The sequence below is a fragment of the Robertmurraya sp. genome, assembly GCF_036676585.1.
In the GTDB taxonomy this organism is placed as follows: Bacteria; Bacillota; Bacilli; order Bacillales; family Cytobacillaceae; genus Robertmurraya_A.
On record NZ_JAKFCQ010000069.1, the window covers coordinates 60463 to 86098 of the forward strand.

General features: G+C 36.5%; 25 protein-coding genes. 15 read left to right on the forward strand and 10 right to left on the reverse strand.

Annotation, left to right across the window (positions count from 1 at the left end):
• Positions 1-46: 46 nt before the first annotated feature.
• A complete protein-coding gene (locus tag ACGLXV_RS09310; protein WP_119707340.1) occupies positions 47-568 on the forward strand; it encodes a hemerythrin domain-containing protein in 522 nt (173 codons plus the stop codon).
• A gap of 27 nt (positions 569-595) precedes the next feature.
• On the opposite strand, the gene ACGLXV_RS09315 is transcribed toward ACGLXV_RS09310, so the two are convergent.
• Complete coding sequence (locus ACGLXV_RS09315; protein WP_391558370.1) at positions 596-1825, reverse strand: MFS transporter; 1230 nt, start codon at positions 1823-1825, stop codon at positions 596-598.
• A gap of 153 nt (positions 1826-1978) precedes the next feature.
• Between ACGLXV_RS09315 and ACGLXV_RS09320 the strand changes: the two genes are divergently transcribed.
• On the forward strand, positions 1979-2974 hold the full coding sequence (locus ACGLXV_RS09320; RefSeq protein ID WP_391558371.1) for a phosphotransferase enzyme family protein: 996 nt from the start codon (positions 1979-1981) through the stop codon (positions 2972-2974).
• A gap of 17 nt (positions 2975-2991) precedes the next feature.
• Here ACGLXV_RS09320 and ACGLXV_RS09325 read toward each other — a convergent pair whose 3' ends face one another.
• A complete protein-coding gene (locus ACGLXV_RS09325) occupies positions 2992-4485 on the reverse strand; it encodes an ATP-binding protein (protein ID WP_391558372.1) in 1494 nt (497 codons plus the stop codon).
• 181 nt (positions 4486-4666) lie between these two features.
• On the opposite strand from ACGLXV_RS09325, the gene ACGLXV_RS09330 reads away from it, so the two are divergent.
• Positions 4667-5116, forward strand: a complete 450-nt coding sequence (locus ACGLXV_RS09330) for a MarR family winged helix-turn-helix transcriptional regulator (RefSeq protein WP_391558373.1) — start codon at positions 4667-4669, stop codon at positions 5114-5116.
• 109 nt (positions 5117-5225) lie between these two features.
• On the forward strand, positions 5226-6920 hold the full coding sequence (locus ACGLXV_RS09335; protein ID WP_391558374.1) for a M3 family oligoendopeptidase: 1695 nt from the start codon (positions 5226-5228) through the stop codon (positions 6918-6920).
• Between the two features lie 47 nt (positions 6921-6967).
• On the opposite strand, the gene ACGLXV_RS09340 is transcribed toward ACGLXV_RS09335, so the two are convergent.
• Positions 6968-9109 (reverse strand): ATP-dependent Clp protease ATP-binding subunit, encoded by a 2142-nt coding sequence (locus ACGLXV_RS09340; protein ID WP_391558375.1) that lies wholly within the window; start codon positions 9107-9109, stop codon positions 6968-6970.
• A gap of 214 nt (positions 9110-9323) precedes the next feature.
• Between ACGLXV_RS09340 and ACGLXV_RS09345 the strand changes: the two genes are divergently transcribed.
• Positions 9324-10370 (forward strand): YkvI family membrane protein, encoded by a 1047-nt coding sequence (locus ACGLXV_RS09345; protein ID WP_391558376.1) that lies wholly within the window; start codon positions 9324-9326, stop codon positions 10368-10370.
• Between the two features lie 24 nt (positions 10371-10394).
• On the opposite strand, the gene ACGLXV_RS09350 is transcribed toward ACGLXV_RS09345, so the two are convergent.
• From ACGLXV_RS09350 to ACGLXV_RS09360, 3 genes are all read right to left on the reverse strand, one after another.
• Positions 10395-11051, reverse strand: a complete 657-nt coding sequence (locus ACGLXV_RS09350) for a hypothetical protein (protein WP_391558377.1) — start codon at positions 11049-11051, stop codon at positions 10395-10397.
• A gap of 75 nt (positions 11052-11126) precedes the next feature.
• Positions 11127-11738, reverse strand: a complete 612-nt coding sequence (locus tag ACGLXV_RS09355) for a CPBP family intramembrane glutamic endopeptidase (RefSeq protein WP_391558378.1) — start codon at positions 11736-11738, stop codon at positions 11127-11129.
• A 153-nt stretch (positions 11739-11891) separates the two neighbouring features.
• Positions 11892-12080 carry a YkvS family protein gene (locus tag ACGLXV_RS09360; protein WP_119710521.1) on the reverse strand — a complete coding sequence of 63 codons (189 nt, stop codon included), beginning with the start codon at positions 12078-12080 and terminating at the stop codon, positions 11892-11894.
• Positions 12081-12293: 213 nt separating this feature from the next.
• Here ACGLXV_RS09360 and ACGLXV_RS09365 point away from each other — a divergent pair, with 213 nt between their 5' ends.
• The gene (locus tag ACGLXV_RS09365) at positions 12294-12464 is read left to right on the forward strand and encodes a hypothetical protein (protein ID WP_391558409.1); all 171 of its coding nucleotides are present in this window, start codon (positions 12294-12296) and stop codon (positions 12462-12464) included.
• Between the two features lie 15 nt (positions 12465-12479).
• Positions 12480-13211, forward strand: coding sequence for an SDR family oxidoreductase (locus ACGLXV_RS09370; RefSeq protein WP_391558379.1), 732 nt, complete (start codon positions 12480-12482; stop codon positions 13209-13211).
• A gap of 27 nt (positions 13212-13238) precedes the next feature.
• Here the strand turns inward: ACGLXV_RS09370 and ACGLXV_RS09375 are convergent, their stop codons facing one another.
• Positions 13239-13622, reverse strand: a complete 384-nt coding sequence (locus tag ACGLXV_RS09375) for a PilZ domain-containing protein (RefSeq protein WP_119707351.1) — start codon at positions 13620-13622, stop codon at positions 13239-13241.
• 464 nt (positions 13623-14086) lie between these two features.
• Between ACGLXV_RS09375 and ACGLXV_RS09380 the strand changes: the two genes are divergently transcribed.
• Together ACGLXV_RS09380 and ptsP are read left to right on the forward strand one after the other, a co-directional pair.
• Complete coding sequence (locus ACGLXV_RS09380; protein WP_066058111.1) at positions 14087-14350, forward strand: phosphocarrier protein HPr; 264 nt, start codon at positions 14087-14089, stop codon at positions 14348-14350.
• Between the two features lie 2 nt (positions 14351-14352).
• Positions 14353-16068 (forward strand): phosphoenolpyruvate--protein phosphotransferase, encoded by a 1716-nt coding sequence (ptsP, locus tag ACGLXV_RS09385; RefSeq protein WP_391558380.1) that lies wholly within the window; start codon positions 14353-14355, stop codon positions 16066-16068.
• A gap of 23 nt (positions 16069-16091) precedes the next feature.
• Here the strand turns inward: ptsP and ACGLXV_RS09390 are convergent, their stop codons facing one another.
• On the reverse strand, positions 16092-16769 hold the full coding sequence (locus ACGLXV_RS09390) for a GNAT family N-acetyltransferase (RefSeq protein ID WP_391558381.1): 678 nt from the start codon (positions 16767-16769) through the stop codon (positions 16092-16094).
• Between the two features lie 136 nt (positions 16770-16905).
• Here ACGLXV_RS09390 and ACGLXV_RS09395 point away from each other — a divergent pair, with 136 nt between their 5' ends.
• Together ACGLXV_RS09395 and ACGLXV_RS09400 are read left to right on the forward strand one after the other, a co-directional pair.
• Positions 16906-17355, forward strand: coding sequence for a hypothetical protein (locus ACGLXV_RS09395; protein WP_119707354.1), 450 nt, complete (start codon positions 16906-16908; stop codon positions 17353-17355).
• Positions 17356-17422: 67 nt separating this feature from the next.
• Complete coding sequence (locus ACGLXV_RS09400; RefSeq protein WP_119707355.1) at positions 17423-18298, forward strand: NAD(P)-dependent oxidoreductase; 876 nt, start codon at positions 17423-17425, stop codon at positions 18296-18298.
• Positions 18299-18336: 38 nt separating this feature from the next.
• Here the strand turns inward: ACGLXV_RS09400 and ACGLXV_RS09405 are convergent, their stop codons facing one another.
• Positions 18337-19491 carry an aminotransferase A gene (locus tag ACGLXV_RS09405; protein ID WP_391558382.1) on the reverse strand — a complete coding sequence of 385 codons (1155 nt, stop codon included), beginning with the start codon at positions 19489-19491 and terminating at the stop codon, positions 18337-18339.
• A gap of 139 nt (positions 19492-19630) precedes the next feature.
• Between ACGLXV_RS09405 and ACGLXV_RS09410 the strand changes: the two genes are divergently transcribed.
• Together ACGLXV_RS09410 and ACGLXV_RS09415 are read left to right on the forward strand one after the other, a co-directional pair.
• Positions 19631-20089: a DinB family protein gene (locus ACGLXV_RS09410; protein ID WP_391558383.1), complete on the forward strand. Its 459-nt coding sequence runs from the start codon at positions 19631-19633 to the stop codon at positions 20087-20089.
• Between the two features lie 134 nt (positions 20090-20223).
• On the forward strand, positions 20224-21129 hold the full coding sequence (locus ACGLXV_RS09415; protein WP_391558384.1) for a chemotaxis protein: 906 nt from the start codon (positions 20224-20226) through the stop codon (positions 21127-21129).
• Between the two features lie 43 nt (positions 21130-21172).
• On the opposite strand, the gene ACGLXV_RS09420 is transcribed toward ACGLXV_RS09415, so the two are convergent.
• Positions 21173-21637: a YkyB family protein gene (locus tag ACGLXV_RS09420; RefSeq protein ID WP_119707359.1), complete on the reverse strand. Its 465-nt coding sequence runs from the start codon at positions 21635-21637 to the stop codon at positions 21173-21175.
• Positions 21638-21823: 186 nt separating this feature from the next.
• Between ACGLXV_RS09420 and ppx the strand changes: the two genes are divergently transcribed.
• Both ppx and ACGLXV_RS09430 read left to right on the forward strand, forming a co-directional pair.
• Positions 21824-23344, forward strand: a complete 1521-nt coding sequence (gene ppx, locus ACGLXV_RS09425; RefSeq protein ID WP_391558385.1) for an exopolyphosphatase — start codon at positions 21824-21826, stop codon at positions 23342-23344.
• A 97-nt stretch (positions 23345-23441) separates the two neighbouring features.
• On the forward strand, positions 23442-25532 hold the full coding sequence (locus ACGLXV_RS09430) for an RNA degradosome polyphosphate kinase (protein WP_391558386.1): 2091 nt from the start codon (positions 23442-23444) through the stop codon (positions 25530-25532).
• Positions 25533-25636: the final 104 nt, after the last annotated feature.

A 25636-nucleotide genomic window follows, 5' to 3' on the forward strand; every position in this document is an offset into this window, starting at 1 on the left:
TTTCTTATAATCAAAGTAACAATATGATTAAAAGGAGAAATGAACTATGCAAGGTTGTATGAGCTCAATGATGGATAGAAATGTAGAATTATGTGAGGGATTACAGCAATTAAAAAATGAGCATCCTCCATTGCTTTTAATGCTTGATGGACTGCTTGAAACATGTCAGCAAATAGAGCGTGTTGAAATTACAAGGGAAACGATGTTTAAGGAATTAATTCAAAAGGTAGAAGCTTTCTTTCATGAATTAGAGCCTCATTCTGAAAGAGAAGAGGGCGTGTTATTCTCCATGATGGAAAAGTATATTGGTAGGGAAAGTGGACCGATTGCAGTAATGGAATACGAGCATGATCAGGCAAAAGGCTTTATCGGGACATTTTTAAAGGCATCACAATCTAATGACGCTTTTACAGATGAAAATATGCTGGAACTTGCTGGACTTATTAAAAATGCGTATTACACTCTTGTTGATCACTTTGCTAAGGAAGAAAATGTGCTATTCCCCATGGCACAAAACTTTTTTACAGAAGAAGAAAAGCAGGAGTTAAAGGAAAGAATTAATAAATAAAACGGAAGAGGGTGCACCTCTTCCGTTTTATTTGTATATATCTGCAATTTGTTTGTCTGAAGGAAGGAGCAGTGTTAGGAACCCCAGTAATGGGAGAAAACCGGTTGAAATAATCGTTAAAGGCAATCCAATCGTATCTGCTAATATACCTAAAAACACAGATCCTAAAGCACCCATTCCAAAAGCTAATCCTACTGTCAAACCTGCCATGGTCCCTATCTTCCCAGGAACGAGTTCTTGTGCATAAACAACGGTAACTGAGAAACTAGACATGAGTATGAAACCCGCTATCCCAAGTAAAACCACCGCAAAATAATGAGGCACAAAGGGAAGCAAAATGGTGATAGGAGCAGAACCAATCATGGATAGCAAGATGATGGTTTTTTTTCCAAACCTGTCAGCTAAAGGTCCACCGAAAAATGTACCTAAAGCTCCTGCAACTAGAAAAACAAATAAATAAAGCTGAGCTTGCTGTATGGAAAAACTGTACTTGTCAATCGCATAAAATGCGTAGTAATTAGTGATTCCTGAAATATACCATGAACGAGCGAAGATCAAGAACAAGATCACAAGCAAATAGAAGCGAATTTGACGTTGAAATGAAAACGATGTAGGAGCTAATGTTTGCTTTTGTTTTGGTTTCCGACTATCTATTTTGAGTTTGTTCGCGTACCAAAAAGCAATATAAACAAGCAGCCCTACTGCAACTGCTGCGACAATCGTAAACCAGCCTGCGCCTCTTTGGCCAAAAGGAACGAGTATGAGTGCAGTAATTAATGGAGCCAGTGCTTGCCCGGAATTTCCGCCAACTTGATAAATGGACTGTGCAAGCCCTCTTCTAGGTCCAGCCGCCATATAGGCAACCCTTGAACCTTCAGGATGGAATACGGCGGATCCTAATCCAATAAAGACCACCGAAAACACAATCAGTAAGAAACTAGGGGCAAAGGCAAGACCTAAAACTCCGATTAGAGTAAACATTAAGCCGATGGGTAAAGCAAATGGCATGGGCTTACGGTCTGTAATAATTCCAACAAAGGGTTGCATGATAGAGGATACGATATTTAAAGAAAACCCAATGATTCCTAGTTGAGTAAAGCTTAGCCCCATTGATTGTTCAAGTATAGGGAACATGGCGGGTACAACCGACTGAATGGAATCGTTTAATAGGTGACATAATGCGATAATGAATAAGATTTTATACGTTGTTGCACTGTCAGTTTTTTTAAATTCTTGAACAGTAGCAGTTTGTGCCATAATAAAAAGATCTCCTTTAATTGTTGAAGAATTGTATAAAGATATCTTACTAAATTTCCAGTGATTATGAAATGGTTTATTTCGTGAGGCAAAGTATGTGATATAGTAGTAGATAAGTATAATTTCCAATGGTCTATGAATGGGGAGTGACATATGGAGAATCAGGTGGATGAGCTTTTTACAGAACATATTCTAAAAGCAGGACTTCATCTCTTTGATTTGGAAGAATCCTATAAAAAGCTAGGAGATTTTGAAAATTATGTGTTTGAAGTAAAAAAACAGGATCGAGTTTATATACTAAGAGCAACCCACCAATCGCATAGAGTAAAGGAAGATATACTTGCTGAGCTGCATTGGGTAAATTATCTACATTCGAATGGCATCAACGTACCAGAGGTGTTTTCATCCGCAAAGGGTGAGACGGTTGAAGAGATAACGGCAGGAGATGGATCTCATTTTTATTTTTGCATGTTTTCCAAAGTGAAAGGAAACTCGATTCACGTAAAAGAAGACCGCTTTAACGAAGAATTGTTCTTTGCTTGGGGGAAAGCAATTGGGAAGATGCATAAAGCAACAAGAGCATACAATGAAGCAGAAGAGTTGAAGAGAAGGCCTTCATGGAATGACGATGATTTGCTTGCGATTGAGAATTATATTCCAAGTAATGAGAAAATTATTGTATCTAGAACAAAGGAATTGCTTCAGGAGTTAGCAGCTTTACCAACAACGAAGGAGTATTTTGGTCTCATTCATGGAGATATTCACTCGGGGAATTTCTTCTTTGATGGAAGGGACATACATATTTTTGACTTTGACGACAGCAGTTATCATTGGTTTACTTCCGATATAGCGATTCCTCTTTATTACTCTGTCTTTTACCGATTCCCTAATGAGAATGTTCAGGAACGGAATGATTTCGCTCATGGGTTCATAACAGCATTTACAAAAGGGTATGAAACAGAAACAATGCTACCACCGCAATGGAAAGAGCATCTCTCGTACATGCTTCGGTTAAGAGATGTCACTCTTTACTCAGTATTATATAAAAAGATCCCAATCGAACAAAGGGACGAACGGTTATTAAAGATGCAGGGGGAGATTGGGACACGGATCATGAACAAAGAGCCAATAGTATCCATAAAAAAATAGAGAGCCAAACAAGCTCTCTATTCTTTCATTAGTGGAAATGTTACAGCCACAGTTGTGCCTTTGTTTTCGATACTCGAAATTTGAATTTCACCATGAAACGATTGGACGATTCTTTTACAAACTACAAGCCCTAACCCAGTGCCTGATGCTTTTGACGTATAAAAGGGGTGGAAAATCTTCTCAAGCTCTTCTTTTCCGATCCCAACTCCCGTATCAGAGATTGTAAGGAAACATTTTCCCCTTTCTTTCGAAATACGGATGTCAAGTGTGCCACCTGTAGGCATGGATTCAAATGCATTTCTTGTAATATTTAAAATGACTTGCTTCATTTGATCCTTTGTACATAGAACGACAACCGATTCTTCAGGAAATGTATAATGGCATATCACATTGTATAAGTTTGCTTCAGAAGAAATAAGTGGTTGTAGCTCTTGGATGATCATTTTTAAATCAATTGGCTCGTTTTTCATGGCTGTCGGTTTTCCGAGAATCAGAAACTCGCTCACAATTTGATTAATTCGTTTAATTTCGTTATTGATAACCGAAAAATAAAATTGATCTTCTTTATCTTTATGTTTTTCACTTAGTAATTGGACAAGGCCGCTAATGCCAGTTAATGGATTTCGTATTTCATGTGCCGTCCCAGCAGCTAATGTACCAACCAGCTCGAGTTTTTGTGCCTCATTTTGCTTTCTTTCCTTAATTGATTGTCTTTTTAGTAAAATATATTTAACTAACAGAAACAGGATATGCGTCAAAATAAAGAACAAAGTAATCGTTCCCATTAAATGAGAAATATTTGTACGTGCTGCGTCTTCATCTACCTTTACTTTAATCGTCCAGGGTAGCTGATTCATAGGCGTTGATACCCAATGCCCACCTTGCTTGTATAAATGTTCAGAATCGAAATCAATGATCACTTGATCTTCCTGATTGAGGATGACTATAGGTGTCTCAGGTGTAAGTATTTTCATTATGTTTTGAACATGGTCAACCCGAAGCAGTGCAAGAGTGATAAATGTTAGTTGATTTTGTTCATCCAACACAGGCGAAGCAAGTCCGATCACCTTTTGGTTATTTTTTAATGTATTCACCTGAGCAGATATAATAATATCCTTTGTACGAATGACTTCCTGAATATACGAATTTTTGTACAGATTGTCCTCTAATAGATTGTTAGAGCCCACAATCATTCGCCCTTCTTCGTTCAATAAAAACAACCCACTGTATCTAGGATCTGTCTGAAACGCCTTTTGTAGTAATGGGGCCATTCTTTCTGGGCTGTTAACGTATATCTCTGACGTAAGTGACAGAGTTTGAAGAGAAGTGACTGTTTCACTAATAAATTGATCCCAATGTGATTTATGAATAGAAGCAACCCATTCAGCATGTTGAACCTGCTCTAAAAGATTTTTTTCTTTTTCAATCTGTGAAAATATATAACTGCCACCTAGTGTTGGTAGTACTACGATGAGGCTATATAAAAGTAGGTTTAGTAAGTGTCTTTTCATGTAATTCTCCAAGCACATAATGTTTTTTTCATAGCTTTGCTTATTATATCACTATATAAGAAAGCTTTTTATAGGAATTAAGGATTAGACAGGAATTTGACAGAACAAAGCTAGTTTTTCTATAATAGTCTTAATTAAAAATATGTTATCAAAAAAGGTAAATATATTGGATCTTAAAGGAATGAGAATCATGGAAGCTGAAATCAGTCAATCTTTAAAACTTTTTATTGTGCTATCTAGAGCATATCGCTCAGTCAATGAAAATGTAAATAAACTTATTCAAACATATGGACTAAATCCAACAGAATTTGCTGTTCTTGAACTTTTATACCACAAAGGAGATCAGCCGTTACAGCAAATAGGCGAAAAAATCCTTCTTGCGAGTGGAAGTATTACGTACGTGGTTGATAAGCTGGAACAAAAGGCATTACTAGCTAGAGTTGCTTGCCCTAGTGATCGAAGAGTAACGTATGCTCAAATCACAGAACAAGGGAAGACATTTATCGAGGATATTTTTCCTGACCATGCACAAAAAATACATGAATTAATGAAAGAGCTTACAGCTGATGAAAAAGATCAAGCAACAGAGCTGCTAAAAAAATTGGGATTATCTATTGAAAATAAGAAATAATAGTAACAAAGGCATCCACTGGGTGCCTTGTTTTTTTGTGCTTCTTTGCTGCCTGAGTTATAATAAAAGAGTGTTTTTTTCGAAATTTTTAAACAAAGGGGGATTCACTTTGCAATTCGAACAGTATACATATGAGAGACCAAATTTTGAGGTTGTTGAGAAGCAATTTTTAGATGCATTAGAGGTTTTTTCAAAAGCAGCCACTGCAAATGAGCAAAATGAGGCAATGAAAGATATAAATCAAATACGTAATGATTTAGGCACGATGTTTAACCTCGTATATATTCGACATTCGATTGATACGAATGATGAGTTTTACAAGGCAGAACAAGATTATATAGATGAAATTCAACCAAGTGTTGAGGGGTTAGTTACTAAATATTACGAAGCGCTTGTAAACTCACCTTTTAAACTCGAGCTAGAAGAAAAGTGGGGAAAACAGCTTTTTGCCTTAGCAGAAGCACAGTTAAAGGTGTTCTCTCCTGATATTATTCCTTTGCTTCAACAAGAAAATAAGCTTACGACGGAATATACAAAGCTCCTTGCTGCTGCGAAAATTCCTTTCGAGGGAGAAGAACGTACGTTAGCTCAAATGGAACCGTTTACAGAATCGAAAGACCGAGATATGAGAAAAAAGGCAAGTGAAGCTCGATTTAATTATTTTTCAGAAAACGAAAGTGAGTTAGATCGTATATATGACGATTTGGTCAAGGTTCGTACAGAAATTTCTCAAAAACTTGGCTATAAAAACTTCGTTGAACTAGCTTATTACCGTATGTATCGTACGGACTATAATGCGGAAATGGTTGCTGGGTTTAGAAAACAAGTGGAAGATTATATTGTACCGATTGCTACAAAACTAAAAGAACGTCAAAGACAAAGAATTGATGTTGACACTCTTAAGTATTATGACGAAAACTTCAAGTTTAAATCAGGGAATGCGGTACCGAAGGGTGATCCTGAGTGGATTATTCAAAATGGACAAAAGATGTATGATGAACTCTCAAAGGAAACAGGCGAGTTCTTTCATTATATGGTAGAGAATCATTTAATGGACTTAGTGGCAAAGAAAGGAAAGGCTGGTGGTGGATATTGTACATATATTGAAAACTACAAGTCACCTTTTATCTTTTCAAATTTTAATGGTACGTCAGGTGATATCGATGTATTAACACATGAGGCAGGGCACGCATTCCAGGTGTATTCAAGCAGTCATTTTGAAATTCCAGAATACAATTGGCCTACTTATGAAGCAGCTGAAATTCATTCGATGAGTATGGAATTTTTCACATGGCCATGGATGGATCTATTTTTTAAGGAAGATACGGATAAATATAAGTTTGCTCATTTAAGTTCGGCCCTTTTATTCCTTCCTTATGGCGTAAGTGTGGACGAATTTCAGCATTGGGTGTATGAAAATCCTACCGCTACACCAAAGGAGAGAAAGTTAGCTTGGCGTGAGATTGAAAAGAAATACATGCCTCACAAAGATTACGACGGAAATGAGTATTTAGAGGGTGGCGGATTCTGGCAGCGTCAAGGTCATATATACACGACTCCGTTCTATTATATTGATTACACATTGGCACAAATTTGTGCATTCCAATTCTGGAAGCGTTCTGGTGAGGATCATAAAAAAGCATGGAACGATTATCTACATCTTTGTACTTTAGGCGGTAGCATGCCTTTTACTGAGCTTGTAAAAGCAGCAAACTTAATTTCACCATTTGAAGATGGATGCGTACAATCTGTCGTAGGCGAAATTGAGGCTTGGTTAAACTCAATCGAAGATCAAAAGTTATAAGAAAAAGAGCGAAGCCAATGATAAAGGTGGCTTCGCTCTTTCTATTTCTATGCTTTCTTAATAATAATCTTGTCGTCCTCAACAACCGCTATTAATTCCTTACAATCAGGATCGTTTATAATAAAGTCTGAAATTTGATCTTCAATCTGGTCTTGAATCACCCTTCTTAATGGACGTGCCCCAAACGAAGGGGAGTATCCTAATGTAGCAAGCTTTCTTTTCACTTCTTCCGTTACTGTCACTGTCATCTGTTGCTCTTTAAGCATAATATTTAAGTCACTAATCATAATATCAACAATTTGGAGTAAATCTTCTTCTTGTAATGATGAGAACTCGATAATCGCATCAAAACGATTGAGGAATTCAGGCTTAAAGTATGATCCTAATGTGGATAATAAATTGCTTTCGTGTTCGTGATGATCGTTTCCAAAGCCAACCTTCACCGTCTTATGACCCACACCTGCATTGGAAGTCATAATAATGACCGTATCTTTAAAGCTGACTGTTCTTCCTTGGCTGTCCGTTAATCTACCGTCTTCTAGAATTTGAAGGAACATATTTAGAACGTCTGGATGAGCTTTTTCAATCTCATCTAACAAAATAATACAATAAGGATTACGTCTTACTTGTTCCGTTAACTGTCCTGATTCCTCGTGTCCAACATAACCAGGAGGAGAACCAATTAATTTAGAAACACTATGCTTTTCCATGTATTCACTCATATCTAGGCGAATCATAGTGTTTTTTGAACCAAATAGTTCTTCAGCTAATGACTTGGAAAGTTCTGTTTTCCCGACACCGGTTGGACCAACGAATAGGAAGGATCCAATAGGGCGTCCTTTTGCTTTTAAACCAGCTCGACTTCGGCGAATGGCTTTAACTAATTTTTTCACAGCTTCCTGCTGTCCTATTACCTTATTTGATAAATAGCCTTCAAGGTTTTGTAGCTTTTCTTGTTCTGATTGCTCAAGTTTACCTACAGGAATTCTTGTTTTCTTTTCAATTAATTCATGTATATGCTCCACTTTTACAAGTGGTCGATGATCAAGTTCCTCATGAGAAAGCTTCTGTTCAAGTTCTTTTTCTTCTTCACGTAGCTTGGCTGCGAGCTCGTATTTTTCTACCTTTAAAGCTTCTTCTTTTTCTTTTGCGATTTCCTTCAAACGATTTTCGATGGCTTCCGTATTAGAATTATTAGCGATTAAATTCAGTTTTGAACCAGCTTCATCGAGTAAATCAATCGCTTTATCAGGAAGAAAACGGTCTTGGATGTATCGATGTGATAAATTCACACATGCTTCGATCGCCTCGTCTGTATATACAACCTCATGATAATCCTCGTATTTACTTTTCAGACCTTTAAGGATTTCAATCGCTTCAGAGATCGTTGGTTCTAGTACTTGAACGGGTTGGAAGCGTCTCTCAAGAGCGGCGTCTTTCTCAATTTTTCTGTATTCTTTTAAAGTCGTTGCACCTATAAGTTGAAGTTCTCCACGTGCTAATGCTGGCTTTAAAATATTCCCAGCATCCATCGATCCTTCTGCACTCCCAGCACCCACTAACTGGTGAATTTCGTCGATAAATAGAATAATATTTTTCTTTTGCTGAAGCTCAAGCAGTATTTCTTTCATTCTTTCTTCAAACTGGCCACGAATACCTGTGTTTGATACTAAAGAAGCCACATCCAAAAGATACACTTGGCTTTTTTTAAGCTTGTTTGGAACACTTCCTTCAGCAATCTTAACTGCTAAATGCTCTGCAATGGCTGTTTTACCAACACCAGGTTCACCGATTAAGACAGGATTATTTTTATTTCTTCTATTTAATATTTCAATGACACGGTTAACCTCTTCGTCACGTCCAATCACTGGGTCAATTAATCCAGCTTGTGCCAATGTGGTTAAGTTTCGTCCATATTGATCAATAAAGCCTCCATTTCCACTACTTTTCTGAGGAGTCTCCATATTTCTTTGCTGTTTGCCTTGTTGATTCATATTCATAGGTTGAAAGAATGATTCGAAAGGGGAAAAGGATTGAAAACCAGATAGGTTTGGTCCAAAAGACGATAACATCTTTTCGCGCTCCTTCTGGAAGCAGCTTTGACAAAGATGTAGTTGATTTTCATTCCCATTAATAGTCATTCTTACAGCAATAGCGGCTTCTGTTTTTTGACATGTTTGACAAAGCATACATTTTTCCTCCTATTTATATATATATTTGACTTTGACTAACTTTGATCTTTTGTAATTCGATTATACTTTGACCTTTTTTGACTTTCAAGTATTTTGATTTGTTTTTTTTCTGTAAGATTGTTCCAAAGGTGTTTGATATTCTTTTCATCTTGAAAAAGCTCGTCATTGTTTGTCCTTCTGTTCATATAAATAAATGGAAGGGGGAGATGGAGTGAAAAAGAAATGGGGGGCAGCGTTTCAGCTCGCTGCAGTTTACGTAGGAACTGTGGTAGGTGCTGGGTTTGCCACAGGAAAGGAAATCGTAGAGTTTTTCTCCCGATTTGGTTTTATCGGACTAATAGGGATTTTAATGAGTGGTTATATTTTTATCTTTTTAGGCTCTAAGCTGATGCGAATTGCCGCAAGATTGCGAGCAAAATCGTATCAGGAGTTAAATACGTTCTTGTTCGGCCCTTATTTAGGAGGGGCTATAAATATTTTAATGTTATTCATGTTACTTGGAGTTAGTGCTGTTATGTTAAGCGGTGCCGGTGCCGTTTTTCAGGAGCAGCTTGGTCTTTCAAGAAGTTTAGGAATTATGCTAACGATCGCCCTTTCATTTATCGTCATGATTGTTGGAACAAAAGGTTTATTTGCCGTTAACACTTTTGTGGTACCTATGATGATATGTTTTAGTTTTCTGTTATTTATTGTTACGATTCAACAACCTAATTTTCTTGAACAGCTCTTGTTAATTCCTCCGGCTGACGATGGCTGGAAGTCTGTTGTTAACCCGTTTTCCTATACGGCCTTTAATATTGGACTTGCCCAAGCGGTGCTTGTCCCTGTTGCAGCAGAAATAAAGGATGAAGATACGGTAAAGTGGGGGGGGATTATCGGAGGTGCTGCGTTAACGGTTATTCTTCTTTCTAGTCATGCGACATTAATCATGCTCCCTAATTTAGAAATATATGAGATTCCAATGGCTGCAATTATGAAAAATCTGGCTTATGGTTTCTATTGGATTTATGTACTTATAATATATGGAGAGATTTTTACATCCGTCATTGGCAATGTGTATGGTCTTGAGAAGCAACTCAATAATTACTTAAAATTACCTAGGATTGCTTGGGTATGTATTATTTTTATCATTTCCTATTTAGGTAGTTTTGTAAATTATGGGACATTGCTTTCTTACTTATACCCTATATTTGGTTATGTAACGATCATATTTATTGTTCTATTGTGGATGAAGCCTCTAGATTCCGTAAAAAAATAAGATTCGGGGAAAAATCCCCGAGTCTTATTTGGCTTCGTTAACAATGGTTTCTGCCATTTTAATAAAAGAGTCACGATGATCAGCTGACTCTTTTGTAAATGATGTTAGTTTGATTACCCCTTCATTGTTATTTACTAGGTAAGAAGTAATAACTTCCCCGTTTATCTTAGCTTCATACACCTTACTATTTGCAAAAAAATCAAGTTTCGGTGGTGTGACTTCATTTACTTCAGAAGCTACAGCCTGCAATTGTTCGATCGCAGTCTGTTCAGTAGCATTCCAGTCAACATCCTCTGGTAAGAGTTCGACCCTCATAAAAATTTCACCATCGTTTGAGAGCATGACTACATCTTTATTTGGTTCCTCTGCTGTTAGTTCATACTCTGGGAGGATATACATTGAATATCCTTGATTATCACTATGTTTTAAAAATGCTGTTTCTTCTTTTGTTTCTCCATTTAATGTAAAGGATAATTTATTTTCAAGGAGGCGAATCATTGTATCCGATTGATCCGTTTCTTCATTATTATCCTCTTGAAGTGATTCTTCCTCAGGTTCTACGTTCTCCTGTTCGGGGGATGTCCCATTTTTTGCTTCCTCTAGGCTTGTTTCTCCAGTTCCACAGGCTGTTAATACTGCAGCGAGTAAACCAATTGTTATATACAAATTAATAAATTTCAATTACATATCCTCCTAGTCGTCTACTGAGTCTCATAATAATAGACGGAGATGGTTTAGAAAGGTTACATAGCCAAACTAACTTAAAGGGAATAAGACTAACAAAAATAAATCAAATACGAGGTGTGAGACAATTAGTAAAGGAATGCTCTTCTTCCAAACGTAGAGGCTTGACCAAACTAGTCCGGCAACAATCGAAGCGAGAATCAGGTGACTTGACCCCGAGTATATGTTGACAGAAGTATATAATAATGTTGATAACAAAATACTTGGTAGGATTGCTATCCGTCCAAGAAATCGTTTTAAAATAAATCCTCTCCAAAAGATCTCTTCACCTGGAATTATGATAAGAAATAAGACGATGTACTGCCATATTTGAGTAGGGGACATTTGTTTGTACAGCTTTGCGACCGAACCTTTTAACGGAAGATCAATCATATGTAATAAGATATTACCTAGGTAAAATAAGCCAAACAAACTTACTCCCGAAATTACACCATATATAATATAAATTCTAAACGGTTGTTGATCATCCATTTCCTCTTGGAGAATGGAATAAGTAATTAGAAACAGCATCGAAGCTGTGAATATGTACCAAAATACACTTTTCTCTTGAAAAGTAAAAAATAATAATACGTGAGCAAGTAATATACCGAAAATCATTCTTACATCCATTTGTTTCTGAAACATATGATGACTCCTCTCTAAAGCATGGTCTTACATTTATTAGATAAAAAAGAAGAAACCTCCTAAATAAGAGGTTTCCCCATATTATAACCTATTTTTATTTTCGAGACAAAAATCCACTACTAAACATATAGAATGCGCTTCCAATAGTTCGTTTTAAAATGAAGATTCTTTAATAACTTTATAGTTTTTATGATTTACAACAGTTCTTTGGTCTAATTCAAGATCTCGATAATTGTCCATAAAAGTAAGGTCAACAATTACTGAATTTTCGTTTACTTTTTCAACAATTCCTTGTAACCCGTCTCTAAATTCGATCACGTTCCCCACTTCAGCTCTTTTCAATGTCGCTCTCTCCTTTTCTTTCCAGATGACGATATTATAAACATTTTGCACTACTTTTTCCTGTACGTAAAGAATTTTTTGTAAATTTTAATAATTATTTATTATAGTAATAGTTTTTAAGAGAATGAATAGTCGATTTTGAAACCCTTTATTTTTTTTATATAATAATTCTAGAGGGAGGGATTACTTGTGGAAAAAGAACTGATTTTAGAAATGATCGAAAAATTGAGAAGTGGACAAATAAATGAGTGGTATGTACATAAAGAAGTATTCCTTGATGTAAGGGCTGTAGTTGTTGCTTTGGAAGATTTTAAGCATTTTAGAGGAATTGCCCAAAGAAGCGGTGGTGTGATTTATCAGTATTTACAAGAACCTAGAAGCTAGGGCAGGAGGACAAATATGTACAATGACAAAATCGTAATTATTACAGGCGGTGCCAGCGGGATTGGTGCTGGTATTGTTCATGCTTTTTATGAAGCTGGAGCGAAGGTAGTTATTGCTGATTACCATGCAGAGAATGGTAAGCAAGCAGAGAAGAAATATAACAGTGAGAGGGTTAGTTTTTTTGAAACCGATGTTTCAATCGAGCAATCAGTTGTTTCTTTAGTTACTTATGTAATGGAAAAATTCGGTCGAGTCGACATTCTGATTAATAATGCAGGTATTTCCTCCTTTTCAAATTTCTACGAAATGACTGTGGAGCAGTGGGATAGAGTACTAAATACCAATTTAAAGGGTGTTTTCCTCTGTTCGAGGGAGGTAGCCAAGGTGATTGAAGAAGGTGGAGCAATCGTTAATATTTCTTCCACTAGAGCCTTTATGTCCGAACCGCATTCGGAAGCATATGCAGCATCAAAAGGAGGGATTGTAGCACTAACTCATGCATTAGCTGCTACATTATCTGAAAAGAAAGTGAGAGTCAATTGCATAAGTCCAGGTTGGATTGAAACGAATGATTATGAGGAACTTCGTGAAATTGACCATTCACAGCATTTTTCCAAAAGGGTTGGTAAGTCAAGTGACATTGCACGCGGGTGTTTATTCTTATGTGATCCGAATAATGATTTCATTACTGGTACAAATATTACCATTGATGGAGGAATGACAAAAAAGATGATTTACGAAGAGTAAAGAAAGCTACCTAATTTAGGTAGCTTTCTAGTCTGGATTTTTTGATTCATTGTAAATCATTTTTGTATAAATTTTAAGGACATTGACGATTTCTTTTTTTGTTTCCTTGTCATCTAAACCTGTAAATCCGTATACACACATTTTGCCTTCGATCTTTTTCCATTTTGGCTTTCCTAGAACATGAATTAATCGGTCAGCTAATAAAAATGAAATCTCTAGCAAAAAATCATTTTGTTCAATGGGTAAGTTAATTGGTGATCTGAATTTTATCCCATTTGGGCTAATATCTACTATATAAGCAATAGCGGATTTAACTTCCCCTTGCATTCCATTTATACTTACAATCTTGAATGTTCCATGAATAGGCTGTTGAAATTGAAATCGAAAGGCCTCTTGTCTTTTATAAATCACGCATATCACCTTGTGAGAAAATGTAACAAATTAACTATTACTAAAATCATACATTTTCCATTTATTGATTACAAGTATTTTATTTTCATGGTTTTTATCAAAAACTCATTTTATTGGATAATATTTACCATAATAACTCATGTTGGAAAATTTCATTAATAATGAGTAAAAATGTAAGCGGTTAAATAAAAAAACTGTGAAAATTCCTCTACATTTGCGGCTTTTTCATTGTATACACGCTAAGGAAATGCTATTCTTTTTTTTGAGATGTCGATTGTCTGATAACCCTAAGAACTTTAGTCGGCGTTAGCTATATTTAATGAATAAAAAGGACAGTGGAAAAAATACTAAAGTATGCTGTATATTTTTCAATGTCGGAATAAATAGGTAAAGTGAAGGAATTAGGCAATTAACGAGAAACATCTTAGCAAATATATGTATAGGAAAAAGGAGTTTGATTAACCATGGCAGAAAAACAATTTAAAATTATAGCTGAAACAGGAATTCACGCTCGTCCTGCAACATTACTAGTACAAGCAGCTAGCAAGTTCGATTCTGATATTAACCTTGAGTACAAAGGGAAAAAAGTAAACCTTAAGTCAATCATGGGTGTTATGTCTCTAGGAGTTGGACAAGGAGCTGACATTACTATTTCTGCAGTAGGTGGAGATGAGCAAGAAGCTCTAGCTAGTCTTGAAGAAACTTTGAAAAAAGAAGGTTTAGCATAAAAATGAACTTTTTAAATGGAATTGCTGCATCTAGCGGAATAGCAATCGCAAAAGCATACCGTTTGGTAGAACCTGATTTAACCTTTACAAAAAAGTCAATCGACAACGATACAGTTGAAATTGATCGTTTCCGTGCGGCGCTAAATCAATCAAAGGTTGAACTTGAAGGTATTAGAGACAAGGCAAAAGTAGAATTAGGTGCTGATAAGGCAGCTATTTTTGAAGCGCACTTGCTCGTACTAAGTGATCCAGAGCTTGTTTCTCCAATTGAAGATAAAATTAAAACAGATAAAGTAAATGCTGAATTTGCTTTAAAAGAAACAGCTGATATGTTTGTAGCGATGTTTGAGTCAATGGACAATGAATACATGAAGGAAAGAGCTGCTGATATTCGCGATGTAACAAAACGCGTTCTTTCTCATTTACTAGGTGTACAAATCGTTAACCCTAGTATGATTTCAGAAGAAGTAATTATCGTTGCTGAAGATCTTACACCATCAGACACAGCACAGCTAAATCGCCAATTTGTGAAAGGCTTTACAACCGACATCGGTGGTAGAACATCTCACTCAGCGATTATGGCTCGCTCAATGGAAATTCCAGCAGTTGTAGGTACAAAGACCGCAACTGAAGAAATTCAAAACGGCGATCTTGTGATTGTAGATGGATTAAATGGACAAGTCTATATTAATCCAACTGCTGAGGAAGTTGAACGTTTCAAGTCCGAGCACGCTGCTTTTGAAGCACAAAAAGCTGAGTGGGCAAAGCTTGTTAACGAGCAAACGGTCACATCCGATGGACATCATGTGGAGCTTGCTGCAAATATCGGAACACCTAAAGATCTAAAAGGTGTTGTTAACAATGGTGGCGAAGGTGTAGGTCTTTATCGTACTGAATTCCTTTACATGGGCCGTGACCAGCTTCCAACAGAAGAGGAGCAGTTTGAATCATACAAAGCTGTTCTAGAAGGAATGGATGGAAAGCCAGTTGTTGTTCGTACATTAGACATTGGTGGAGACAAAGAACTTCCTTACTTAAACTTACCGAAGGAAATGAATCCTTTCTTAGGATTCCGTGCGATCCGTTTATGTCTTGAAGAGCAAGATATGTTCCGTACGCAACTTCGTGCACTTCTTCGTGCAAGTGTATATGGAAACTTAAAAATTATGTTCCCAATGATTGCAACACTTTCTGAATTCCGTCAAGGAAAAGCAATTCTTGAAAAGGAGCGTCAAAAGCTTCAAGCTGAAGGAGTCGCTGTTTCTGAGAAAATTGAACTAGGAATCATGGTAGAAATCCCTTCTACTGCTGTTATTGCTGATCAATTTGCTAAGGAAGTTGATTTCTTCAGTATTGGAACAAATGACTTAATCCAATACACAATGGCAGCTGACCGTATGAACGAAAGAGTATCTTACTTGTATCAGCCATACAATCCAGCTATCTTACGTTTAGTAAAAATGGTTATTGACGCTGCACACAAAGAAGGCAAGTGGGCTGGAATGTGTGGAGAAATGGCAGGCGACGAGCAAGCGATCCCTGTTCTTCTCGGCTTAGGCTTAGATGAGTTCTCTATGAGTGCAACTTCTATCCTAAAAGCACGCTCTCAAATCCGTAACTTGTCAAAAGCAGATATGGAAGCATTAGCTTCAGAAGTGCTTCAAATGAGCACGACGGAAGAAGTGTTAGAGGCAGTAGCAAAAGCAACTCAACGATAAAAGAGAAACCCAACTGATTTTAATCAGTTGGGTCTTTTTGTTAAGAAAGGATTTTTCCACTCCATCAGAAGTCCGTAATTTAACGAATGCTCATCTTCTAAATAATCCTTTACAGCTACGACAGGTGTTCTACCGCATCTCAATAAAAAGGTGATAACAGGGTCTTGTAATTCTCCTAGTATCAACTTCTCAACATACTCCTCTACCGAAAGTTGATCCGCATGCTTATGATACCCAGGCATACGTCCTCCTCCTAGCAATCGCTCAAGCTTAAGTTGAACCACAGTTTCATACATGGACTGCATAAGCCATTTTCCTAACCCCAGTTTTCGATATGCGGGTGAAATACAAATATCAACTATGTACAAGGAATTACCGTTTGCCGCATGGTTAGTAATGTAGCCATTGTCAGTTGCTTCCTCCCAAGTATGACTTGGATGGTTTTTATCAAAGTTAGTAATTAATCCTGTGATCGAACCGCAAATAACTCCTTCTACTTCTACACATAATGCTCCTTCAGGGAACAGTTGGATATGATTGTTTAACTGTTCTTCATTCCACCAAAGCTCAGAGGGAAAGGGGGGAGGAAATGCATCTTGTTGAATTCGTATTAATTCTTGAAAATCGTCTTTTGTATACGTTCGAATAATCGCTTTTGTTGGTTTTGAGGAGTTAAACACATACAGTTCTTTAAAATACATAATATTCCTCCTTCTTTTCCCTGATTGTAAAATGAATGGAGATGTGTAGTCAAATAACTATGAATTGTAAACTTTTCTAATTGACCGTTTATACTTTTCATTTCTAGGCAAAGGTAAGTGGTAAAGGAGGACGATTATGAAAAAAGCATTTTTCGTCTTATGTTGTTCACTTATTCTAGCAGGATGCGAAGGAAGTCAAAAACAATCGTTTATTAATCAGTATGCAGATGTATTACTGACAAAAAACAATGAACTTCAGTTTCGATTTAAATTTGATGAACGATTATTTTCTGAAGAAGATATGTACAAAGTAAAAGTCTTAATAGAAAATAAACAATTAGCAAAAGCGTTAGGAACAGCAGAAATTTATTATGGAGAGCAATATGTTCATGATGGAAAACTACTCCATGTAGGAAATCAGGAGGAAATTTATCTGTCAATGGATCCCATTCCTCTACAGATTGATTTACATACATTCGTATTAGAAGAGATGATTCAGCAAGAAAAAGCGGTCAAGGTACAGATTTTTAATGAAAATGATATGATTGTTTCAGGGTATGTTCAGAACTTTCAATCTCAGCTATAGTCATTTCTTTGAACAAATTGGAAATAAGTGATAAAATACTACTTATTTCTAGCGGGGAGAAGTGAGTATGGAACTGAATGCAAATAGCACAATCGGATTTATTGGTTTAGGTGTCATGGGGAAAAGTATGGCAAGAAATCTAGTAAAAGCAGGCTACAAGGTCGTTGCCTATACCCGTACAAAAGAAAAAGCACAAGATATTTTAGATGAAGGTGTAGCTTGGATTGAATCCCCAGAGGCTATTACTGAAGAGGCTGATATTATCATAACAATGGTTGGATATCCATCTGATGTTGAACAAATTTATCTAGGAGAAAAGGGAATTGTACATACGGCGAGACCAGGTTCTTTCTTAATAGATATGACGACCTCCACACCTACATTGGCTAAAAAAATAAATAACGAGTCTAAGAAAAAGGGAATCTATTCTGTAGACGCTCCCGTTTCAGGTGGAGATATTGGAGCGAGAGAGGGCAAGCTTTCCATAATGGTTGGTGGAGATCAAAAGGTTTTTGATGCATTACAACCTATTTTTCAGGTGTTAGGAAGTAATATTGTGTATCAAGGAAGTGCTGGAGCTGGTCAGCATACCAAAATGTGTAACCAGATTGCCATTGCATCTAATATGCTTGGTGTTTGTGAGGCGGTTGTATACGCGGAAAAAGCAGGGCTTGACCCGACAACAGTACTAAAAAGTATTTCATCGGGAGCAGCGGGGAGCTGGTCTCTTTCGAATCTTGCGCCAAGGATCATTGAAGGGGATTTTTCTCCAGGTTTTTATATCAAACACTTTATTAAAGATATGACAATTGCTTTAGATGAAGCGGAACAAATGGGAATGATGACTCCTGGATTATCACTTGCCAAATCGTTATACGAGAAATTAGCGGAACAGGGCGAGGAAAATAGTGGTACACAGGCTCTATATAAATACTGGCAATAAATGAAACCCAAGCTCGAATTCGAGCTTGGGTTTCACTTTTATGACTGATGATCTTTTAAAAATGCCTCCAGCCTATCTAATGCCTCAGCAAGTACTTCCATGGAATAAGCAAACGAGATGCGTATATATCCTTCACCAAGCGGAGAAAATGCACTTCCAGGTACGACAGCAACGCCTCGTTCTTGAACTAATTGTAGGGCAAAGTCAAACGAATTGGTAAACGGCTCTGGTAGCTTTACAAAGTAATAAAAGGCACCATCTGGTTTCACAACTGACAAATTCATGTTGGTTAATCTCTCAAATACATATTCTCTTCGTTCCATATAGGCTTGTCTCATCTCAACTGCATCATTTATGCCTACAGTAAGTGCTTCTAATGCAGCCATTTGAGAAACAGAAGAAGCGCAAGAGACATTATATTGATGAACCTTCAAGATATGTTCAGTTATAGAACTAGGAGCAAAAATGATACCAATTCTCCAACCAGTCATGGAATGTGATTTAGAAAGACCATTGATGACGATCGTCTTTTCTTTTAGAATCGTACCAATTGAGAAATGCGTATGGTCAAATACTAATTCACTGTATATTTCGTCAGCTAATACAAATATTTCTTTGTCTTTCAGCAATTCTGCAATATCACTTAATTCTTCCTTTGTTAAACTTACTCCAGTAGGGTTGGACGGATAGGGTAAGACGATACAACGAGTTTTATCTGTTATGTAGTTGCTAATAATGTCAGCAGTCATTCGGAAGTTGTTATCTCTTGTATCCGCATATACGGGCTTAGCACCGCATAATTTAATAATTGGCTCATATCCAGGATAGACAGGTCCAGGTAATATAACCTCCACACCTTCTTCTAAAATGGTTCGAAACGTAATATCAATCGCTTCGCTAGCACCCGAAGTGATAATAATTTCATCGTTTGGATTGTAAGATAAACCGTATTTAGTTTGAACAAATTGAGCAGCTGCTGTACGCAGTTCAATGTATCCAGCATTATGAGTATATGTAGTGAAATTTTCATCAATGGCTTTTTTTCCTGCTTCTTTCACATGCTCTGGTGTAGGGAAATCTGGCTGGCCTAGAGTTAATGAAATCATATCCTTTGTGCCTGCAACCATATTAAAAAACTTACGGATTCCAGATATTTCAATGTTTTTTACTTTTGAATTAACCAAATGTTCCAAGTGATCACTCTCCTATTCGTTTATTTTATCATGTGAAGGTATGAGAGTGAAAAAATCCTCTTAATTTTTCATATTAAAAATAGCTTCTTATGGGTTATTATGTAAGTATTGGAAGGATAGTTTTTAAGGGGGAAAGGGTATGAATAAAGTAGAAATTACACAAGCTTATGAAAGTTTAAATCAATGGTTTCAATCACTAACTGAAGTAGATGAACAAAAGTGGTTTGCACCAATAGAAGAAGGGAAATGGTCAATGGCAGCAGTTCTTTCCCATCTGTTATTCTGGGACCGCTTTTCACTTAAGGAAAGATTTCCTTTCATGAAGGAAGCTGCTAGTTTGCCATCATTTCCTGATTTTCAAACGGTAAACGACAAGGCCCGTGAATATGCGGAAAGTGGAATAACGAAAAACGAATTGTTGCAAGAGTTAATTTATACTAGAATGGAGCTTCTCTCCGTTATAAGTTCCTATAGTGAAGAAGATCTTGATACTTCATTTTCTATTGGTGATCATCAGTTCACTATACGTGAATATTTTGTAGACTTCATTCAGCATGACTATCATCATAAAAATCAAATAGAAGTGTTACTTTCATAGTCTACTAGTTGTCTAAAGATGATAGAAAAGTAACATGTTTTATGTGAAAGTTAACTGTTAATTAGACCATTTCGTGGTATAGTATTTGTATGCTAACTCAGATATAATGCTAGCCAAAAGGGGTCGAACCGTTAATGGATAATAAAAAAGGAATTTTGTTAGAAAGTGGAACAAATGAACTAGAAATCGTTGAATTTAGTATCGGCAAAAACAAATTCGGTATTAATGTTATAAAAGTGAAGGAAATAATAAATCCCGTTCAAGTTACTCAGGTACCTCATTCCCATCCGCATGTAGAGGGAATCATTGAGTTAAGAGGGGAAGTATTACCAGTTGTGAATGTGGCTAATGCATTAGGATTTCCTCCTTCACAATCTCCTGAACAGGATAAATTTATTGTTGCAGAATTTAACAAACAAAAGATTGTCTTTCACGTTCATACTGTTACACAAATTCACCGGATTTCTTGGGATCAAATTGAAAAGCCTTCAGAAATGTATCAAGGTCCAGAGAGTCAAATTATTGGAGTTGTAAAGCTTCATGGTGAAATGATCTTGCTACTTGATTTTGAAAAGATTGTAGTTGAGATCAACCCAGAAACAGGGATTAACGTTCAGCAAGTTAAGAAGCTTGGCCAAAGAGAAAGATCCACGAAGAAATTGGTGGTTGCAGAGGATTCACCATTATTAAGAAAGCTTCTTCATGACACGCTAAATGAAGCAGGGTTTACCAATATTGAGTTTTTTGAAAATGGAAAAGATGCCCTTCAATATCTAGAAGCCATCACTTCTCAAGGGAAAAACATAACAGATGAAGTACAGCTCGTTATCACGGATATAGAAATGCCTCAAATGGATGGACATCATTTTACAAGAAGAATAAAAGAAAATAGTCAAATGGCAAAATTACCGGTTATTATTTTCTCTTCGTTAATTACCGATGACCTTCGTCATAAAGGACAAATGGTTGGTGCAAATGCACAGGTTAGTAAACCTGAAATAGCTGAATTAGTTCAATTGATTGATAAGCATATATTATAATGATAAAAGGGTGTTCCTAAAAGTACTTAGGGACACCCTTTTATTAAAAATAGCTTTCACCTAGTTTTTTAAAGACAGGTTTCTCATAACCTTTTTTCTTATAAGAAACATTCGGTTCTTCTTTCATTCCGGTGTATATAGATAGAAGCTTCTTTGCCTGATTGAGAGATAGAACAGCTCTCGGATTACGTATATTATTATCTAATTTTCCTAAGTGTGGTAGACTCTCAAAGTCCTGTTTTGATGGGGGAAGATGAAAGGAGTAATTTCCACACACGACGAGTACATCTGATTGTTGTTGGCTGTATCTAGGATTGTTCGAGAAGTGTAATCCTTCCTTTCTTGCTTTTCCTTCTTTTATAAGCTTTTGTAAGGCGTTTCGCTTCAATTCGTATAAAAATTTTGGATTTGGAGCGGTTTTTGCATGACGATTCACAATGAAGATTGCCTGTGAGAGGTTTTCTATCGTTGGTTTTAAGGGAGGATGATGTGTTTTTTCCTGACTCAAGGTTTTGAGCTCCTTTCACTCGTTCAAACTACTGTATTGTTATTATACCTTTTTTTAGTTGGAAAGAAAATGGTTCTGAAAATTTGATTACAAAAAACAAGGTACTTGATAAGGTTAGATGGTTAGAGGAATGTCGAACGTGGAATAGAATAAATATAATAGTGAATAGTAAAGGAGTTTGAACAGATGAATAAGTGGGCTGTAATCGATATAGGCTCGAACACCATACGATTAGTGATTTATATAGAAACCATCAACTATTTCTACAAGGAAGTTGAAAATATTAAGGCTGTTGCAAGGCTTAGAAAATACTTAAACGAAGACAAGGTTCTCTCCTATGAAGGAGTTCAGAAATGTCTAACGATCCTAAAAGGATTTAAAGAAATTATTGACTTTAATGGTATAACTGAAGTGAAATGCGTGGCCACAGCAACCATACGACAGGCAGTGAATAAGTCTGAAATTCTTGAAAAGATGAAGGTAGAACTGGGCTTTGATATCCAAATTTTAAGTGAGGAAGAAGAAGCATATCTTGGCTTTTTAGCCGTAGTGAACACTACTGCCGTAAAAGATGGTGTGACTATAGATATTGGTGGGGGGAGCACAGAAATTACGTATTATCAAAATAAGACGCTTGTACATTCGCATAGTTTTCCGTTTGGTGTCGTGTCTTTAAAGGAAAAATTTATGAGTGGGAGCCGGATGACAAATGAAGAAAGAATGGCTCTGCAAAAAATGGTTTTGGAAGCTTTAGAATCATTACCTTGGCTTAAGAACAAACAGGTTCCGATTGTCGCCATCGGGGGGAGCGCGAGAAACATCGCTCAAGTTCACCAACATTTAAAAAACTATCCATTAGCAGGAATTCATCAGTATGATATGAGTCCTGATGATTTACATAATATATTACAAATGATGGAGAGTATGGAGGTTGCTGATATTGAAAAATTAGAGGGACTATCAAAAGACAGAGCCGACATCATCCTTCCAGCCCTTGAAGTATTCGACATGCTTTGTATGTATGTTCAAGCAACACGTTTTATTTTTAGTAAAAGAGGTCTAAGAGAAGGAATCCTTTACAAAGAAAAAGGCGGGGGAAAGAAACCATCTAATTTTATATTAGAAAGTAGTATTGATCACCTGATTAGAGATTATGGGATTGAGGAGGGCCATTCCGATCATGTGGCATGGTTAGCAAAACAAATTTACTTCGAACTTTCTAATGTTTTCGGGAATAAAACAAATGAATATAGTGAGCGTCTCATTGAACAAAGTGCACGCATATATTATATCGGGCAATACGTCGATTCAGATGTTAGCAGCCAGCACACCTTTAACCTCCTAGCCCATCAATCAATAGACGGGATTACGCATAAGGAAAGACTTATTCTTGCCTTTATTGCATCGTATAAAAACTGGGCACTATTAAAGCAATATTCCACTCCTTTTATAGAATGGTTTTCAAAAGGAGAATTAAAGGATATTCGTATAGCAGGTGCGATGGTGAAGCTCGCCTCTGCTTTGGATTCATCTAAACGTATGCTGGTGAAGAAAATAAAAGTGCAAAAAAGTCAGGATGAGCTAGTTTTTCAACTAACTTGTGTGGGTAATACATTTGTTGAACAGTATCAAGCGGAAAAGCAGCTTCGTCATCTAGAGAAATCTTTAAAATATAACATCACTCTTAATTTCGTTGCAGATAGATAAAAAGGTACAAATTTACAATTTCTTTACAAAATCTTTTTGATAATTTTGATAACATGGAAATATGTCGAATACTGTTGAAAAAGGATGGGAGACCAAAATGAATGGTGAAAGGCAATACAATCTACCTTCCTATTATAATAACCGTGAGTTAAGCTGGTTAGCTTTTAATGAAAGAGTACTTGAAGAGGCACTTGATACGAGTAACCCACTTCTTGAAAGGCTTAAATTTCTATCGATATTTAGTTCTAATCTAGATGAATTTTTTATGGTTAGAGTTGCTGGATTACAGGACCAAGTGGATGCTGGATATAATAGGCCAGAAAATAAGGCAGGATTAACTCCGAAGCAACAGCTCGAGGAAATTTCGAAGCTCACTCATAAGCTGGTGAATACCCAATGTGAAACCTTTACCAACGTCCTGCTTCCGGAACTAAAAAAGGAATCCATTTACCTCCTTGACATTACTAGTTTGGATAAAAATCAACTTTCTTTTTTAGAAGAATATTTTGAAGAACAGATCTTTCCAGTATTAACTCCGATGGCTATTGATGCGTATCGTCCATTCCCGATGTTATCAAACAAAAGTTTAAACCTTGCCGTTTTGCTAGAAGAGGAAATAGAGGGCCAGGTGAGTAATCGTCTTGCTTTTGTTCAAGTACCCGCGGTTCTTCATCGTTTTATTAGTATACCAAGTGATGAAGGTAGCTCCTTTGTTCTTTTAGAAAATGTGATTTACTACTTTATTCATAAGCTGTTTAGAGGATATAAAGTAGTATCTGTTACCCCTTTTCGTATTACGAGAAATGCTGATTTAACGATACATGAAGAGGGGTCAAGAGACCTATTATTAGAAATTGAAAAAGAGCTAAAAAAAAGAAAATGGGGAGCGGCTGTTCGTTTAGAGGTGAGTGATGACCATTTTGATAACTCTGTTGTTGAGCATATAACAAAAGAACTAGAGTTAGATGAAGAGGATATTTACAGAATTAATGGGCCACTCGATCATACATTTTTAGCCCAGTTTTCAAAGCATTTATCAAGAAAAAGAGAGCATTTAAGCTTTGAAGCCTTTATTCCTCAAAAGCCAGTCGATCTTGATTTTGACGAAGATCTATTTACGAAGCTACTCGAACAAGATGTTTTATTACATCATCCGTACGAATCGTTTCAGCCTGTTGTCGACTTTGTTACCGAAGCTGCCAGTGACCCTGATGTCTTAGCGATCAAACAAACTCTGTATCGTGTAAGTGGTGATTCCCCCATTATTACCGCTCTTAAAAATGCTGCCGAAAATGGAAAGCAGGTGACTGTTCTAGTCGAGTTGAAAGCTAGGTTTGATGAGGAAAATAATGTTCACTGGGCGAAAGAACTAGAGAAAGCTGGCTGTCATGTTATATATGGTATGACCCATTTAAAAACGCATAGTAAGATTACATTAGTAGTTAGAAGGAGAAATCAAACGATAGAAAGATTTGTTCATTTAGGAACCGGAAACTACAATGATCAAACAGCCATATACTATACAGACTTAGGATATTTAACTTCCAAACGAAAATTCGGCATTGATGCAACAAACTTTTTTAATTTTTTGAGTGGATATACAGAGAAGCCAAAGTATAATCATATCGTTGTTGCACCATATGATATAAGAGGTAAGTTTATTGAATTAATCGACCAGGAAATAACCTATCATAAGCAATACGAAAATGGTCGGATTATTGCAAAGATGAACTCCCTAACTGATAAGGAATTAATCATGAAACTCTATGAAGCGTCGTCTGCTGGAGTAAAAATCGATTTAATTATTCGAGGCATATGTTGCCTAAAGCCAAAAATTCCAAAGGTTAGTGAAAATATTAGGGTCATAAGTATTGTTGGTCGTTTTTTAGAGCATAGCCGTATTTATTATTTCTACCATAACGGGGAGGAAAAGGTATATTTGTCTTCTGCCGATATGATGACTAGAAATATGGAGAAACGAGTAGAAATTCTATTTCCAATCTTTGAAAATCATCACAAAGACAGAATCAGCCATATATTGAATCTCCAGCTTTCAGACAATGTAAAAGCAAGAGAACAGCATCAAGATGGGAAGTACTCTTATGTCTCCTCAAACAATGAAAATTTACTAAACCACCAAGTAGAAATAATGAAAGAAACCTATCAATTAAGAGAAGATGAGGAATGAGAGATACGTTTGGTATCTCTCTTTTTTATGCGTTCTTCCAAAGCGTACACTTTTAGAAACATCTTGACGATACTATCGATATTTAAGGATAATATAAGTTAAGA

Bases quoted from the DNA above. Each gene is read 5' to 3' on its own strand.
- ACGLXV_RS09310 (WP_119707340.1), top strand. From the start codon at position 47: ATGCAAGGTTGTATGAGCTCAATGATGGATAGAAATGTAGAATTATGT.
- ACGLXV_RS09315 (WP_391558370.1), bottom strand. From the start codon at position 1,825: ATGGCACAAACTGCTACTGTTCAAGAATTTAAAAAAACTGACAGTGCA.
- ACGLXV_RS09320 (WP_391558371.1), top strand. From the start codon at position 1,979: ATGGAGAATCAGGTGGATGAGCTTTTTACAGAACATATTCTAAAAGCA.
- ACGLXV_RS09325 (WP_391558372.1), bottom strand. From the start codon at position 4,485: ATGAAAAGACACTTACTAAACCTACTTTTATATAGCCTCATCGTAGTA.
- ACGLXV_RS09330 (WP_391558373.1), top strand. From the start codon at position 4,667: ATGAGAATCATGGAAGCTGAAATCAGTCAATCTTTAAAACTTTTTATT.
- ACGLXV_RS09340 (WP_391558375.1), bottom strand. From the start codon at position 9,109: ATGCTTTGTCAAACATGTCAAAAAACAGAAGCCGCTATTGCTGTAAGA.
- ACGLXV_RS09355 (WP_391558378.1), bottom strand. From the start codon at position 11,738: ATGTTTCAGAAACAAATGGATGTAAGAATGATTTTCGGTATATTACTT.
- ACGLXV_RS09365 (WP_391558409.1), top strand. From the start codon at position 12,294: ATGATCGAAAAATTGAGAAGTGGACAAATAAATGAGTGGTATGTACAT.
- ACGLXV_RS09370 (WP_391558379.1), top strand. From the start codon at position 12,480: ATGTACAATGACAAAATCGTAATTATTACAGGCGGTGCCAGCGGGATT.
- ACGLXV_RS09380 (WP_066058111.1), top strand. From the start codon at position 14,087: ATGGCAGAAAAACAATTTAAAATTATAGCTGAAACAGGAATTCACGCT.
- ptsP (WP_391558380.1), top strand. From the start codon at position 14,353: ATGAACTTTTTAAATGGAATTGCTGCATCTAGCGGAATAGCAATCGCA.
- ACGLXV_RS09390 (WP_391558381.1), bottom strand. From the start codon at position 16,769: ATGTATTTTAAAGAACTGTATGTGTTTAACTCCTCAAAACCAACAAAA.
- ACGLXV_RS09395 (WP_119707354.1), top strand. From the start codon at position 16,906: ATGAAAAAAGCATTTTTCGTCTTATGTTGTTCACTTATTCTAGCAGGA.
- ACGLXV_RS09400 (WP_119707355.1), top strand. From the start codon at position 17,423: ATGGAACTGAATGCAAATAGCACAATCGGATTTATTGGTTTAGGTGTC.
- ACGLXV_RS09410 (WP_391558383.1), top strand. From the start codon at position 19,631: ATGAATAAAGTAGAAATTACACAAGCTTATGAAAGTTTAAATCAATGG.
- ACGLXV_RS09415 (WP_391558384.1), top strand. From the start codon at position 20,224: ATGGATAATAAAAAAGGAATTTTGTTAGAAAGTGGAACAAATGAACTA.
- ppx (WP_391558385.1), top strand. From the start codon at position 21,824: ATGAATAAGTGGGCTGTAATCGATATAGGCTCGAACACCATACGATTA.
- ACGLXV_RS09430 (WP_391558386.1), top strand. From the start codon at position 23,442: ATGAATGGTGAAAGGCAATACAATCTACCTTCCTATTATAATAACCGT.